The sequence below is a fragment of the Streptomyces sp. NPDC048411 genome (genome assembly GCF_040704695.1).
GTDB lineage: Bacteria > Actinomycetota > Actinomycetes > Streptomycetales > Streptomycetaceae > Streptomyces.
In genome coordinates this window covers 1-15023 of the sequence record NZ_JBEZKL010000165.1, presented here as the reverse complement: position 1 = coordinate 15023, position 15023 = coordinate 1, and the positions used below count along the sequence as shown (strand labels likewise).

12 protein-coding genes and 1 pseudogene are annotated in these 15023 nt (G+C 67.3%); 4 read left to right on the top strand and 9 right to left on the bottom strand.

The window, feature by feature from the left end:
* Positions 1–164: 164 nt before the first annotated feature.
* The 3 genes and pseudogenes from AB0915_RS34590 to AB0915_RS34580 all read right to left on the bottom strand — a co-directional run bounded on the left by AB0915_RS34590 (position 165) and on the right by AB0915_RS34580 (position 2303).
* A complete protein-coding gene (locus AB0915_RS34590) occupies positions 165–425 on the bottom strand; it encodes a hypothetical protein (RefSeq protein WP_366694843.1) in 261 nt (86 codons plus the stop codon).
* A gap of 726 nt (positions 426–1151) precedes the next feature.
* A pseudogene (locus tag AB0915_RS34585) lies at positions 1152–1324 on the bottom strand (IS5/IS1182 family transposase); the annotation flags it as partial.
* A 64-nt stretch (positions 1325–1388) separates the two neighbouring features.
* Entirely contained in the window at positions 1389–2303 is a 915-nt protein-coding gene (locus tag AB0915_RS34580) for an SDR family oxidoreductase (RefSeq protein ID WP_366694842.1), read from the bottom strand.
* Positions 2304–2735: 432 nt separating this feature from the next.
* Between AB0915_RS34580 and AB0915_RS34575 the strand changes: the two genes are divergently transcribed.
* A complete protein-coding gene (locus tag AB0915_RS34575) occupies positions 2736–3602 on the top strand; it encodes an alpha/beta hydrolase (protein ID WP_366694841.1) in 867 nt (288 codons plus the stop codon).
* A gap of 363 nt (positions 3603–3965) precedes the next feature.
* Here the strand turns inward: AB0915_RS34575 and AB0915_RS34570 are convergent, their stop codons facing one another.
* From AB0915_RS34570 to AB0915_RS34555, 4 genes are all read right to left on the bottom strand, one after another.
* Positions 3966–4544 (bottom strand): hypothetical protein, encoded by a 579-nt coding sequence (locus AB0915_RS34570; RefSeq protein WP_366694840.1) that lies wholly within the window; start codon positions 4542–4544, stop codon positions 3966–3968.
* Positions 4545–5256: 712 nt separating this feature from the next.
* Positions 5257–5997, bottom strand: a complete 741-nt coding sequence (locus AB0915_RS34565; RefSeq protein WP_366694839.1) for a VOC family protein — start codon at positions 5995–5997, stop codon at positions 5257–5259.
* Between the two features lie 143 nt (positions 5998–6140).
* Positions 6141–6695 carry an XRE family transcriptional regulator gene (locus AB0915_RS34560; RefSeq protein ID WP_366694838.1) on the bottom strand — a complete coding sequence of 185 codons (555 nt, stop codon included), beginning with the start codon at positions 6693–6695 and terminating at the stop codon, positions 6141–6143.
* Between the two features lie 9 nt (positions 6696–6704).
* Positions 6705–8912 (bottom strand): helix-turn-helix domain-containing protein, encoded by a 2208-nt coding sequence (locus AB0915_RS34555; RefSeq protein WP_366694837.1) that lies wholly within the window; start codon positions 8910–8912, stop codon positions 6705–6707.
* A 413-nt stretch (positions 8913–9325) separates the two neighbouring features.
* Here AB0915_RS34555 and AB0915_RS34550 point away from each other — a divergent pair, with 413 nt between their 5' ends.
* Together AB0915_RS34550 and AB0915_RS34545 are read left to right on the top strand one after the other, a co-directional pair.
* Positions 9326–10249: a hypothetical protein gene (locus AB0915_RS34550; RefSeq protein ID WP_366694836.1), complete on the top strand. Its 924-nt coding sequence runs from the start codon at positions 9326–9328 to the stop codon at positions 10247–10249.
* A 549-nt stretch (positions 10250–10798) separates the two neighbouring features.
* On the top strand, positions 10799–11272 hold the full coding sequence (locus tag AB0915_RS34545) for a carboxymuconolactone decarboxylase family protein (RefSeq protein ID WP_366694835.1): 474 nt from the start codon (positions 10799–10801) through the stop codon (positions 11270–11272).
* Positions 11273–11771: 499 nt separating this feature from the next.
* Here AB0915_RS34545 and AB0915_RS34540 read toward each other — a convergent pair whose 3' ends face one another.
* Positions 11772–12704 carry a MerR family transcriptional regulator gene (locus AB0915_RS34540; protein WP_366694834.1) on the bottom strand — a complete coding sequence of 311 codons (933 nt, stop codon included), beginning with the start codon at positions 12702–12704 and terminating at the stop codon, positions 11772–11774.
* 533 nt (positions 12705–13237) lie between these two features.
* Positions 13238–13627 (bottom strand): VOC family protein, encoded by a 390-nt coding sequence (locus AB0915_RS34535; protein ID WP_366694833.1) that lies wholly within the window; start codon positions 13625–13627, stop codon positions 13238–13240.
* Positions 13628–14131: 504 nt separating this feature from the next.
* Between AB0915_RS34535 and AB0915_RS34530 the strand changes: the two genes are divergently transcribed.
* Entirely contained in the window at positions 14132–14947 is an 816-nt protein-coding gene (locus AB0915_RS34530; protein ID WP_366694832.1) for a serine hydrolase domain-containing protein, read from the top strand.
* The last annotated feature ends 76 nt before the right edge of the window (positions 14948–15023 follow it).

The following is a 15023-nucleotide window of genomic DNA, read 5'->3' as shown; positions in this document are numbered from 1 at the left end:
CCCGATACTGGGTGTATCGGGGCGAGCCCGACAACGCAGCGAGCGTGCGTGCCAGGCGTCGTCTGGCAGGCGGGACTTTCGAAACACGCCCTAGCCTGGCCGTTTCGCTGAAGCGGGGGCCAGTTGGCCTTCGAACCTTGCCGTGCGTGCCTCTTTCGTCCAGGTCAGATCAGTGCGGCACGCACGTTGGCGAGCGCCTCGTCGAGCGTGGTCGCAACGTTCTCGTGACCGCTGAAGCCGTCGTCCTCGCACGGGTCGACGGTCCAGCCCCAGCCGCTTTCGGGATGCCCGTCGATGGTAGCGGCGTGCTTGCCCTTGGTGATGGTGATGGAGAGGTTCCCGGCCGGGAAGGTCTCGATTTCGGTGTGTGCCGTCTCGCCGAAGGCGTGGTGGATGGCGTCGCGGGCTTCCTGCTCGGTGGTCATGGGCTGCTCCTGGTGGACGGTGACGACGACGGTGCGGCCGCTCGGACCGGCGAGGGGGCGGCCGCCCGGAGGGATCGAGGGTGCCTGCGGGCACGGTGAGTCCGAAGGGTGGAGTGAGCTCGAGAACGGTGCCACCTGTGCGGGTGGCGCAGCACTCGGGGCAGATTCCGTGCTGCTCTTTGGTGAAGGTGGACGTCATCAGCAGGTTATCCCCGAGCCGGAACCCCACTCCTGTGGCAGATACTCCCAGGAAATCGCCGTGTGCGGCACGAACAGAATCTCCTGAGACTCCGCCGATCGTTCAGACGTATGCAATGTGGGTGGCTCGTGCGGCGCTCGACCTTCGGCTGGAGCGGCTCGATCACGTCGCACAGGTCGTCGCTGCCTTTCCACGTCATCGCCCCGCGCCATTCCCTTACCTCCGCGACCTGATGAACCTGACACCGAGCTGGACCCGATCACTCCATTGATCATTCTGCGGGAGGTTCTTGAGGATACGGGGCAACGGCTGGAGCAGCAGATTACGAGTTGGCTGACGCTATTCCTGCCGTTGGCCCTCGGTGTGAGCGTGGCGTCTTCGGCTCCGGCTGTCTCGCCGCGTTCAGTGCAACCGATCATGCGTTCGTGAGCCTCTCCCCACCCCAAAACTCCGCGGGAGGGAACGCGGAAAATGCCGCCTGCACTCCGGTATTCCCTGGCCCGCGCCGCACGGGATGTCCGCGCCGCCAGGGAGCCGATGATGCCGTGGGTACGGGCTGCGCGGATGCCATGGCCCGCGTCGGGCAACGCGGGCGACGAGACGCACAGCAGATGAGCGAACGGATCGGCGCCGACCTGAACGCTCACCCCGTGCTTGCGATGACTTTCCCGGAATAATGCGGCCGATCGGCGGCGATCCGGAGGTGCCCCGATTCCGTGCCGGAGCCTTCAGCACGGAGCCGAACCGCGAGAGCCGATTGCGGTTCAGCGGTATCCAGTGGCGTCGGCAGGCTTGCCCGCGTCCTGAACCTCGACGATGTACCGCCAGGCGTCCGGTCGGCTGCCGTCAACGTCGGTGAAGCCGTAGACCCCGGCGAGCTGACCGGCGGACAACGACTGCCCGTTCCAACGGCTCACCCGGGGATCGGCGGCCAGGGCAGCGACGGCTCGCCCGACGTAGAACGGGCTCTCGGAGATACAGAAGTGCGGCTCGCGCTCCAGCGCGTCATGCCACGATTCCTCGGTCACGCCGAAGTGGTCGAGCATGATCTCCGAACGCATCCACCCGGGCGTCAGTGCCACCGCTGTGCCACCCCGCGAATCGAGTTCGTGCCCCAGCGCGAAGGCCATGCGCAGCACCGCGGCCTTGGCAAGATCGTAGAAGAACGAGACCCGGTAAGTGTCCCGGTTGTACTCGGCGGTGCCGTCGGTCATCTCGACCACCAGTCCGCCGTTGTTCCGCAGGAGGAGGGGTAGAGCGTGGTGGCTGGTGATTGCGTGGGTCTCCACCGCGAGCCGGAGCAGCCGCAGTCCCTTGTCGAGGTCGTGCTCCCACACGGGGGTGTCCCATTCGAAGAGGAGTTCACCACCCCAGATGTCGTTGACCAGGATGTCCAGCCGGCCTTGTTCGGATGCAATGCGATCCACCAGGCTTCGGACCTGGGAAGGAACCAAGTGGTCGGTCGGGACCGCGATGCCGCGGCCTCCCGCCTCGGTCACGAGATCGGCGGTGTCCTCGATGGTCTCGGGGCGGTTGTACTCCGAGCGTTGCCCCCGTGTGCTACGGCCAGTTACGTAAACAGTAGCCCCAGCCACGCCGAGTTCCGCCGCGATCGCCCTGCCGGCTCCCCGCGTCGCCCCTGCGACGAGAGCGACCTTTCCGTCCAGTCTTGCTGACATGCATGTCCTTCCGTGTCCTTGACGCGCTGCGCCGGCGCCCGTGCGAGCACCTCCGACAGGATGGTTGCGCAGAAACCGGACACCTTCTGTCGTGTTTTTCCAGCCGTCCAATTCTTGGTTGCCGCCATGATGTCGACTCAGCAGCGGGCCGTACCGACCGGAAACTGCGCGTCCTGCAGACTTGAATAACGGCTGCGTTCACCAACATCAGCGCGCGCCCGGCCGGCCGGTACACCCCACCGTCCAGCTCTACGCTCGATATGTGCGAGCGGCGCCTTCCAGGACCGGCTCGGACATCTCAAGGCGGCGGCCACCGTCTTCCCGGCCTTGCAGGGCTCCAGCGGACAAGGTTGCGTCACCGTCCCCAATCCACTGGCTTCACTGAACGCAAGGGCGCAAGCAGCCACCGACCTATGAACGATCGGAAGAGTCATGACATCCGTGCATCACCGGACTGCAGAGATCGACGGGCAGAGTGTCTTCTACCGGGAGGCTGGGTCGCAGCGAGCGCCCGCAGTCGTGCTCCTGCACGGGTTCCCCGCCAGCTCGCACATGTTCCGCCACCTCATACCTGCCCTGGCGGACCGCTATCACCTCATCGCACCGGACTTCATCGGCTTTGGGTTCTCTTCCGCGCCGTCACCTGAGGAGTTCCCCTACAGCTTCGAATCCCTCACCGACATCACCGCCGGCCTCCTCGATCGATTGCACATCGAACGCTATGCCGTATATGTCCATGATTACGGTGCCCCTGTCGCCTGGCGCCTGGCACTGCGGGCAACGGACAGCATCACCGCGATCATCACGCAGAACGGAAACGCCTACCAGGAAGGCTTCGTCGCGGCATTCTGGGACGGCCTCTTCGCGTACGCCGCCAACCCCGACGCAGACACCGAGAGGGGCGTGCGTGCCGCCCTGACTCTGGAGAGCACCCGCTGGCAGTATCTGAACGGAGTTTCGGATCCCAGTCTGATCAGCCCCGACACGTGGACGCTCGATCAGGCCTTGCTAGACCGCCCCGGCAATGACGAGATCCAGTTGCAACTGTTTCGCGACTACCCGACCAACGTCGAGCTCTATCCAGCCGTTCAGGCGTACTTCCGCACCAGCCAGGTCCCGCTTCTTGCACTCTGGGGTGCGGGCGACGAAATCTTCGGCCCCGACGGCGCCACCGCGTTCCTGCGCGACCTGCCGCACGCAGAGATACACCATCTTGACACCGGACATTTCGCGCTGGAGAGCCACCTCGACGTCATTACGGCGAACATCCGCGAATTTCTCGGAAAAGTACTCGCATAGCCACATCGGGGCGATGTACGAGACCCCGCCGACGATTTCCAGGGCACCCACGCAGTTCGGCGCCGGCCCGGGCGATCCACCCGACGCCGGCCTTCCTTGGTTTCTGCTCCTTCCCCAGCCGGTGAGCCCTCGCCCGAGCGGGCGCACATCGAGATGCGCAGATGCGCCCGGACCCACCGAATTGTCCCTTTGCGCCGAAGCAGGCTGGTTGTCACCGACGAGAGCGGCCGATCTGCCATTCTGCCGGCGCCCGACACACGGTGATTGTCACCGGGGCAGCACGCTGCTTGTCACCATCGGTTCAGGCGGCACGGCAGTTGTCACTGGCTGCGGCTCCCACGTTCCGGTCACTGTCGGCGCAACTCACTGAACCAGCGCACGATCGCCGACGTGGCCGCGACATTGGACCCCAGGTGCCGGGATCCGTGGTAGTCGACATCGCCGAGATCGACGACCGGGGCGGCCACACCGCACGAACCCGCCGCGCCGCATGGACGGGGAATCGTCCTTGTGACTGCCAGTACCGTGGGCGAAGGAGACCGCCTGCAACCGTCCCTCACTGGTGAGCGGCAGCACGAACAGCCCGCTCGCCGTGGTGAGCCGTCCGTACGGATCGACGGTCCGGTAGACCAGCCGGTACGCGACCACGCCGTACCGGACGATGTCGTCTTCGAACCCGGCCGCGCCCAGCTCCGCGGTCACGGCCTGCGGAGTCGCGAGCGTGTACAGCTTCTCGGCGGAGACCAGCGAGCCCCGGCCATGCTCTTCGTGCTGCGCCTGCGTCTGGGCATGAGCGGCGGGCACAGTGGCGGCGGTGGCGACGGCCGGCCCGCTCAGCAGCAGGCCGCAGCAGACGGCTGCCACGGCCGCCCGGAGACCGCTGCGGTACCGGGTTCCGCCGCGCGACGTGGGTGAGGCGGGGATGACCACGAGTTCCTCCAAGTGTGGCTCAACAAAGGCCAGTTCAGCCTCACCTGTGACAAACCTCGACGCACTGGTGCAAGCCCCCGGGCCTTCCTGGTGCATGCCCCCGTTCCCCTTACCGCCCTGCGACGGCCATTACCACCTGAGGTTGCGGACTCGACACCCCAGCACCCCGTGCTTGCTTCGGTGTCGGCGTACCGAGAAGCCAGCGCCGTGGAAGGCATTGCCGCCAGGCGGCTGCAGATCGCGCTGTGCATCAAGCGGGGCCCTCTCTTCGATGGGCCTGCTGCGATCTTGATGACAACAAGCCCGCCCGTGTGACAACTATCGTGCTTCGGCTCACCCTTCGTGTGACTTACGGCCTCCCCCGCGGTAGGGAGTGGATCAGCGAGCGGCGTCGTGCGGCTTCGACGGCAAGGCGGAGGACGGAGTCGACGCGGAGCGTCGGTGACCGACGACAACGCCGCAGGGGCCCCTCCCTGCTCGAGCGAAGCCGAGAGCTTGGGGGAGCAGCCGCAGGGCGTCGGCAGCCCACTCTCTACCGCGGGGGAGGCCGTGAGCGCTTCAGTTGGCGAGTTGAGTGTTGTGGTCAGCGAGCGAGCTGATTTCGCCCCTCTACGCGCGAGCTCTCGCCGCCCGAATCGACCGAGACGCCGCAGCCCAACCCACCCGGGGTCATGGCGCATGAGCACACAAGGCTCACGTGTCGGGGTGTCGTTGAGGCTCCGCGTCAGGACAGGGCGAGGACGCAGAACTCGTGGCCCTCCGGGTCGGCCAGGCACGTCCACGGAACGTCGCCCTGGCCGAGGTCGAGGTCGGTGGCGCCGAGGGCCCGCAGCCGGGCCACCTCCGCTGCTCTGTCGTCACCGGGGTAGGGCAGCAGGTCAAGATGGACGCGGTCTGGCACGGTCTTCACGCCGGGCGTGCGGAGGAACTCGAGATACGGGCCGACGCCCTTGGCGGAGCGCAACACCGCTTGATCGTCAGTCACCTCGTGCAGGGTCCAATCCATCGCCTCGCCCCAGAACCGGGCCATGGCCCGCGGATCCGCGCAGTCGACCACCACCGCGGCGATCGGCCCGGTGTCCCGGTAGATCTCCCGAGGCTCCAGCACGCAGAACTCGTTGCCCTCCGGGTCCGCGAGGACCGTCCACGGCACTTTGCCCTGGCCCACGTCTGCGGGCGTCGCACCGAGAGCCCGGAGGCGCGCGACCAACTCCGCCTGATGGGCGGCAGAGGTGGTGGCGAGATCGAGGTGCACACGGTTCTTTGCTGTTGTCTTGGATTCCGGGACGGGAACGACGTCGATGCAGACGGCGACCGGGTCCGGCCAAACAAAGCCGCCGACGGGTCCAACGTAAGTGGTCACACCGGGTCGGAAAACACTCCAGCCGAGCGCCTCCGCCCAGAACCGGCCGACCGCCAAGCCATCAAGAGCCTTTATGTTCACCTGAACAGGTCGCAGTGCCATGCCGGCAATCCTATGCACCCGCTCTGCATCGACATCCGCACCGTCGCCAAACAGAGATCAACTCGCTCACCAGCCGCCATGCTCAGCTCGCCAGATGAAGTGCTGAGCACATTCGCGCCTTCGCATGGCCGGGCGCGGCCGGGTCAGAAGTCGAGCTCGACGTAGTCGATGTCGGTGAACTCGACCAGGAGGCCGTCGGCGCGGCGGCCGCGGTCCTTGAAGTACTGCTCCTGGAGTCCTTCGGCGACGACGGCCTGGAGCTGCTCGTCCGTGGCGCCGGCAGCCTGGGCGTCGAAGAGGCGGGCGGCGTACTCGGGCGGGAGGTGCTGAGTGATCAGCCGGATGCGTCCGTCGTCCGTGGTGCCGGGCGCTGCGGTGAACCCGAACCTCGCCCTCGTCTCCACCACGATGCCGGTGGAGGTGGCAGCCTGCTTCTTCGCCTTCTCCTTCACTCGCGGCTGCCACCGCATGCGGACCTCACCGGCAAGCCGGGCCGCGAGGTCCGCATGCGGCTTCTTGAACTGGTCCTTGACGTACCGTTCGACGGTGCGCTGGGAAATGTCCAGCAGTTCGGCCACGGCCCGGGTGCCCTTGTACTGCTTGACCAGGAACCGCATCTGCGCGGGAGCCCCCTTGGGGATGGGGCGGGTGGCGGTGCCGGCTGCGGCTTTGTCGAGACTGTCTCCGATGATGCCCATCAAGCGCTCCTACTCTCCGTCGATCGCGGCGTCGGTTCCCTTGATGTGGCGTGCCGGATTGTGTCCTTCGTCGAGCATCTGCACAGCCCACAGCATTTCCTGGGTGCCCTCGTGCTTGACCATCCCCGGTGACACACCGAGTCGGAACGTACCCGGGGCCGGCTTCCCGTCGGCGGTGTGCGGCAGGACGTCCAGCGGGGACGGCCCGTCGGAGAGGTAGACGGCACAGTCCGACAGCAGCGCGATCGGGAGCAACGCGTCCTCCCCAAGCATCAGGTGCCCGACGGGGGCCGGAGCGGTCTGCGTCGCCAACGCCGTCTTCACCACCTTGCGGTGCATGTTGACGCGGGCGGCGGAGATGACAGCGGCACGGATGTCGGGGCGCCACGTCGAACGCTCCAGTGCGGGCCACCGCTCGCCGAACTTGTACCCGGTGCCCTGGGGACGCTCGCGCAGCTTGCCGATGCCGCCCTTGACCGTCGACTTGATGGCGGACAGGACCGCAGCCATGCCCGGGTCGGTCTGCTTGTGCGTCACCATTGCGGCCAGGAACTCGGTCTCGGTCATGCCTGAAACGACGCCCAGATCAGCCATCGTCTGCTTGTACGCCTCGGCAAGGCGCTTGTACCAGGGGTCCAGGTACGGACCGGACTCGGTGCGGACCCATCCTTCCAGTGGCCGGATGGCCACCGGCAGCTTGTAGGTGTCGATGAGCTCGGCGGCGTAGGCAACGGTCGGTGTCGCGTACCAGGCCGGGCCTTCCGGGCGGGTGCCGTGCGGTGTGAACGGGCTGGGCAGGCGCGGGTCCAGCTCGATGCCCGAGAGGTCGACCAGCCAGCTCCCGGGCGTCCTCTTCTCGAACACTGGGGCCGTGACGTGAACCGGTGCGCCCAGGCCGACAACGAGCCGGTTCGCGGCGGCGAGGAACGCGGTGTTGACGTCGATGCCGACTGCGAACGTCCTGGTGCACTCTGTGTCGGTGAGCAGTTGCGGGTCACGGGTCCACTCGTACGCCTCCTCGTCCAGGACCTCCCCCGGGGTGCGCTGATGGGTACGCGGATAGAGGGCGGCGACGACCGGGTGCTCGTCCGGGGCTTCCACCGGTGCCGGGTCGACCGGGTCGGTGAGCGAGCCGGGCACCGGCCCGGACACCCAGGTGCCGGTGTCCTCGTTCCGTACAGCGCGGGTCGGCGGGCGCAGCGCGGTCATCGTCTCCAGGCCGGAAACGGCAGTGGAGCCGCGGGGGGTGATGACGCGAGTCGCGTAGGTGCCGAGTACATCGGCGATGCCGGCCGGGTCCATCTGGTCGGTGTGGCCCCAGGACCGGGCGTCGAGTGCGCCCCAGGGCAGGACCGCGAACTGCACACACTGGCGGTGGCCGCCGGTGGCAGGGCGGTAGATCCGCGCCCAGGGGCCGAACCCGCGCCGGGTCAGCTTCCACTTCGCCCTGGTGATCTGCTTGACGACCTTGTGGTCCTCGGGCAGCCGCAGGCCGCGCCGGTCCTCCAGGCGCTCGGGGAGCCCGAGCCGTTCGGCGGCGGCGCCGGTGAGGACGATCAGAGGGTCGGCGTCCTTGCCGGACGGGTGCAGGCGCGGCGCGCCCAGGTGCGCGTCGGCGAGGGTCCAGTCGACCAGCGCGGGAATGGTCCTGGCGGGACAGTCGAGGACGAGTCCGCCGACGCAGTACAGCGAGCCGTCGCCGTCCAGCACACCGAGCGGACCGTTTGCGTAGCCCGAATCGGCGGCGCCTCGGGCGGGGGCCTGCTTCGGGGTGACCCTCCGCACGGCCGGGCGCCGCGACATCGATGGGGTGATGCTCGCCGAACGGTCCGGCCGGGCGCCCGTCGTTGGAGCCGGGGTCGGGAGGGACTGCGGCGTGGTGTCGGGTTCGGCGGCCGGCCCTGCGGGCCGCGGGCGAACTTCCGTAGCGGTGCTCACCGTTTCGGGAGACATGACCTGACCGGCCGCGACGGCGTCGGCCGGGTAGAGCTCGGCAAGCTTCTCCAGCAGCCGGGCGTACGCCTCGCGCTGCGGCGGCCGTGGTTCGGTCTTGCCGCTCTCCCACGACACCACGGTCGGCCGGCGCACCTTGAGCGCCTTGGCGACCTGGTCCTGGGTCAACCCATGAGCTTTGCGCAGACGTTCCCGCTCGGCGGGCGGGGGCAGCGGGGAAGCGGACGCGATCAGCGCATCGATCGCGTCGAACAACTCGGACATGAACACCTCCGGTCCCATCCTACAGCGAGAAACGGCCATTACGCGTACGAAGATCGTACAATGCGCGTACATTTGACCTGTCTCATGGAGAGGTTGACCGTCCGCTGCGCACGAACCGGATTGACCTCACGCAGCGAAGCTTGAGCGATTCTCAGCGAAGGCTCGTGACCGGTGCTTTCCTCACCGATGGTTGAGTGCGCAGGTCAGAGCGTTGCTTCACACGCCGGTTTGGCGATCGCTGCGGCTCCAGCCACGCGGCCATGTCGCCAGCGGCCATGCAGGCTTCTGACCTGCAGTGTTGCCCCGCGCTCATGGCCTGGCTGCGATATTCCCCTGTGACACCCCCGCCCAAGATTGTGTGCTGAGTACGGGAACTCATGTACGCCAGGAGACCGGCTGGCAGGATCCGCGATATGACGAGTGGCAGAGGGACGCTGACGGCCCTGCATCTCTTCCTGGTCTGGGCGACGATGACGGCTGCGGTGCCGATGCTCGGCTTCGAGCTGCTGGTGGCCGGCTGGGGTGGTGGGGCCGGTGCGACGGTGCCGATCTTCGCGTTGGGTGTGCCGCTGACGGTGGGCCTGCTGGCCACAGCGGGGATACCGGCGCGGGCCGTGGTGCCACTGTGCGGCTCCGTACCGCAGCGGCTCGGCTGGGCGGTACTGGTCTTCGTCCTCGGCACGCTCGGCGTCCTGGCAGGTCTGGTCGCCTACAGTGGAGACGTCGACTTGGGGAGCGCCAGTACCCGCATGGCGCTGACGGGGGCGCCGTACGCAGTGGCCGCGGCGTTCTTCGTGCCGAGCCGGTGGGTGCGGCTGGGTGCGATGGCCATGCTGTTGACCGGGGTGGCCTATGGGGGCTTCATCGGCCCGGCGCAGTCGCAGCAGCGGCAGCACGAGGCGGAAGTCGCGCAGTACCGGGAGCATCCGGAACTGCTGTACCTGGGCGCTGCGCCGCCCGGCATGCGGGTGTCCCGTGCCGAGGTCGGCCCCGCCTACTTCCACGTCGAATACCGCTCCGTTCAGCAGGACGAGTACGCGTACGTGGACCTCACGGTGCGCTCGCCGCTCACGCCGACACCCCGATGCCCCGAGCTCGCAGAGAAGAACGTGACCTGCACGGTAGACGGGCACAGCGAGATGCGCACGGTCCGCGACCTCCCCGGCGGCGTCCGCGCCGTCACCCTCACCCGCCACCACCGGGACGCGGAGGTCGAAGGCACCAGCCAGACCCTCGACGAACCCGGGCTACGCCGTCTCCTGAACACCCTGCACCCGCTGTCGAACACAGAGCTGGAGAAACTGATACGGGAAAAGAAGATCGACCACAGACTCTGAGCCATGCTCGCCCCGGGCCCCTGGCACCGAAACCTGCGCGCTCAACCATCGGTGAGAAGAGCGCCGGCCACAAGCCTTCGCTGAGAATCGCTCAGGCTTCTCTGCGAGAGGTCACGGATACCCTGTGCCATCGAAGGTTGATCAGCGAAGGTTGACGGGCGGCGCCGGCGCGTCCGTCTGGACGCCGATCCGCAGGTGACGGAGGTCGCTTCGCAGCCGTTCTGGCTGCACTGGCACGACGGCGGGCACAGGCACCGGCACGCTCCCGACTACTTCGTGTGCCTTGCGAACGGGCGGGGCCGGGTGGTGGGTGCCCAGGCCGCTGACCGCGGTGACGCAACAGACCACCAGGTTCGTGCCACCGAACGTTGAGTGACTGAGGATGCTCGAGGCCAGGGGGCGACGTCTCGGCAGCGGACCCGAACGTCGTCGTAGTGGTCCCTTCTGCGGCGCGGGAGGAGAGACGCAGGTCACAGCTGTTCATGTCACATCCTGCCGAGCTGTGCCGTCGTAAGTGTGTAAGCACCGACAACCGCAGAGGGGATCACCATGAGTACCCGTTTGAACGCCTTCAGCAGTCCGACCATGGGTAAGGTTTTCAAGCACATCATTGCGGCAGGCAAGGTGCTCGATGACTCGACGCTGCCGACCACGACGCAGGAGCTGGTGAAGCTTCGCGCCAGTCAGATCAACGGGTGCGGCTTCTGCACCGACATGCACAGCAAGGACGCCGCCGCTGCCGGTGAGACCTCGGTACGTCTCAACCTGGTCGCGGCGTGGCGGGAGGCCACGGTCTTCACCGAGGCCGAGCGGGCCGCGCTGGAGCTGACGGAGCAGGGCACGCGCATCGCGGATGCGGCTGGTGGGGTCACGGATGAGGCCTGGGCGAACGCTGCCAAGCACTACGACGAGGAGCAGCTGGCAGCCCTGGTGTGCGGGATCGCCCTCATCAACGCCTTCAACCGGGCGAACGTCATCATCCAGCAGCCCGCAGGCGACTATCAACCCGGCCAGTTCCACTGACGGGCCGGCCGTGGCCGCTGGTGTCGTCTGACACCACCAGCGGCAACACACACCGGGCACCGTTTCGCGGAGCCCGGTGTGTTGTTCTGGTCCGTCCGATGGCCCGACTGCCCCTCACTCAAACTTCCCTACGTTCTTCCCCGGGACTGGGCGAGGGCGAGTGGCTACGCCACCATGGTCCGCACCTCTGATCGGGCTCCTGGCCTACCTGCCGGTGGCAGTCACAGGACCGGCAGCAATCCGGTGATCAGCCGACGGGCCCGCGCAGTATCGGCGCCCGGGACGGGTCGCCGTGGGCCGGCCAGCCGCTCGTCTACGTCCTGGGCTTGGTCGATGGCGCCGCACCGCGGCGTCCGGAACGCCGGCAAGTCCGTGGCCATAGATGCGACTCTCTCGCCAGCGAGCGGGGCCGTCTCCGGAATGGGGCATGTCGCGGCAAGGCGGTCACGGCATGGTCCAAGTTGTCCGGCCATACCGTTTCACGAGCCGTTCACCATTGCTACAGCCGGGCACGCAAGGCCTGAATGGTCCAGTCGAATGCCGGCGTCAGACTGTGCGGGGCGGTCCAGCCGTTGATCACGGCAAGCAGCTGGAAGTACCTGTCTCGACGCGGGTCGTTCGCGGTCTCCAGCCAGGACAGCAGGCGACGCCCGAGCTCGACGTCGTCGGGGCCGGCAATGACGTACGCGTAATGCGCCGTGATCGCCGCAATGACCGGATCCGCCCGGGGCGAGTCCGGGTCGGTGCCGTCCGCAAGCGCGGGAGCAACCTGGTCACGGATTACCGCCGCAACGTCGCGGCCCAGTCGCGTGGCCCCGTCCTTCGTACGCTCTGCCATGTGGTCCTCGACCATCCCCCGCATGCCGGCGCGAAAATCCGGATCCTGGGACAGCTCGGCCAGCTCCACCCACGCCTGGACCTGCTCCGCTTCGGGATTGTCGGGCAGTTCCGGCGTCATCGAGCGAATGACGGCTGCACACTCGGGTCTGTCGTGCAGGTCGGCGAAGACAGCGTCGAGGAAATCACCGATCAGGTAACGGCGTTCGTCATCGGAGAGTCTGGCCAGCTTGTGCATGAGTTCCATCTCCTCAAGGGTGGACCCGCGTCTGGCCACCACCGTCAGTACCGCACGGCGCAGGCGCAGGGTCCTGATCTGCACTGCGAGGGCCTCGGCGTGCGTCGCCGCAACCTGCGGGAGCGACAGCTCCCGGTCCACTACCTTCCGAATCGTGGAAAGATCCAGTCCCAGGTCACGCAGCGTTCGTACGAAGTCCAGGCGTGCGACGGCGTCGATGTCATAGAGGCGGTAGCCCGCCGAGCTGCGGTCGATCGGCGGCACGATCCCACGGTCGGAATAGAACCGAATGGTCTTGACCGTGAGACCGGTGCGCCGGGCCAGGTCACCGATCGAGTAGAGCGTGTCGCCGTCCATGCCCCCACCTTCGCGTCTCCCCTTACTGGAGACTCAAGCCCAGTCCGGCGCCGGTAGCAAAGCACGCCCCTGCCCGAGCCCAGCCGGCTGCATGAACGGACGCGTCGAGGCCTCCCGTCTGCGTACGCAAGCAGCACGCTCAGCTACGAAAGTGCGCCTTGCTCGAGCCCGCGCCGTTGGAGGCGGTATGGATGCCGGGCAGGGCCTGCGCGTCGTTCGTGGTGGCTGGGGTGGTGGCCACGTCCGTGATCACGTTGGCGCCGTCGGGTCTCGGTGAGATGGGCGACGAAACCCCTTCCAGCGGGTGGTCTGTGCTCGCGCAGCGCGGACTCCCGGGCCGCCGCGCATCTGGGTGCGAGTTCGCCGAAGTGTGCGCGAGAGACCCCGGGCAGGGCAGGATGGGAACAGGCCGAACGGGCCTGGGTAAGCGTCACAACTCACCCAACCCGGGCGGCCCTTCTCACGTCACGTTCTGGCCAGGACCGACTGACATAGTGAACCGTGTGACTGGTCAGCCCTGTCCCGTCGGCGGCTCACTGGCCTTGGACGATCTCCCACATGTAGCCATCAAGGTCTCGGAAGCTGGCGGTGCGCGGACCCCAGCGCCGATCCATCGGCCCGTTGACGAGCTCAACGCCGGCCGCGGCGAGGTCCGCGCACTTCGCATCGACGTCGTCCACCTCGATGGTGAAGACCAGGCGCACGCCAGCCTCGCGCGGGGCCGCGGTCGCTGGCTCGATGAGTTCCGGGACGTGCGTCGTCTGCAGCAGGTTGATGATCGTCCTGCCGAAGCTGAAGGCGACGGATTGCTCGTCCTCGAAAAGGATCGGGGCGTCGAAGACGTCCAGATAGAACTTCTTCGAGGCGGCTACGTCTTCGACGAAGACGGTGTTGGCGGCGATGCCGTTGGCCCATGCGCTCATGACGGCTCCTTGCTCGTTGGCGACGGAGACCAGAGCCTACGACCGGCCACTGACAACCCACGGCGGGCCCTGGAGGCAGGGCCCGCCCCGGCCCATGCTGGCGGGTTTCGTCGCAATCGGTCGGACCGACTTCATTTTCTCCCCAGGTCGTCAGGCCCGGTCCGACCTCGATGCCGCGCGAGCGGCCAACAGGGACCTGACCAGAGCTTTGAACCGACGCGGCTGAGTCAGAAGCTGTGTCCGAACCTCTTTCCACTGTTCAGAGGCATGATCAGGTACGGGGGCCAGTAGATGCGCCAGGCGCCTGGGACGATCGTCCATCCGGCTGGCACCCGTTCGAGAAGGGGCGTTTCCCGGATGGTTGGTGGCCCTTGTGGTTCCTAGCCTCGGGTCATGCTCTCTCGTCGTTTACGGTTATCAGCTGCTCTGCTGGCGCTGGCTGTGTCGTCTCTGCCGTCGGCTGCGGCTTCGGCCGCGCCGCACCCTTCCGGCAGGGGGTGGTCTGTGCAACGTGACGCCGACGCGCTGCGCGATGCCGGGGTCACCGGAGTGACGGTCCGCCTGGAAACTCCTCGCGGGACAGTCACGGCCCGTTCCGGGGTGGGGGACCTGGTCACTCGCCGCGCGGTCTCGAAGGACGGCTACCTGCGGCTGGGCAGTACCACCAAGACGTTCGTCGCCACCGTCGTGCTGCAGTTGGTGGGCGAAAAGCGGATCTCCCTTGACCAGACGGTGGAGCAACTGCTGCCCGGGGTCGTGTCCGGAGCCGGAAACAACGGCCGGACCATCACCGTCCGCGACCTGCTGCAGCACACCAGCGGCCTGTCCGACTACATCTACGACGTCTTCCCCGACCCCAGTGCCCAGACCTACTTCGCCAACCGGTGGCGTGCCTACAAGCCCGAAGAGCTGGTGGCCCTGGCCATGCGCCATGAGCCTGCCTTCCCAGCAGGCACCCGCTGGGCGTACTCCAACACGAACTACGTACTTGCCGGAATGATCATCGAGAAGATCACAGGCCGCACCTGGGAACAGCAGGTGCACAACCGCATCCTGCGCCCCATCGGCCTGGAGCACACCGACACTCCCGGCACTTGGCCCTTCCTGCCGCATCCGCACACGGCCAACTACCAGCAGTTCACCGTGGACGGCCCGATGGTCGACACCACGATCCCCTACCGTCCCTTCGACAGCGGGGCCGACGGCTCGATGACCGGCACGGCCCGCGACCTCAACCGCTTCTTCATCGCCCTGGTCAACGGACGGCTGCTGAAGCCCGCCGAGCTAGTGCCGGATCAGGTAACGTTTGCCCTGTTGTGATGTGACGCGCCGTCCGGGGTCCTTCTCCGGGCAGCGGGAGGCGGTCACCGTGTGCGGGTGGCTGAACGAGTACGCG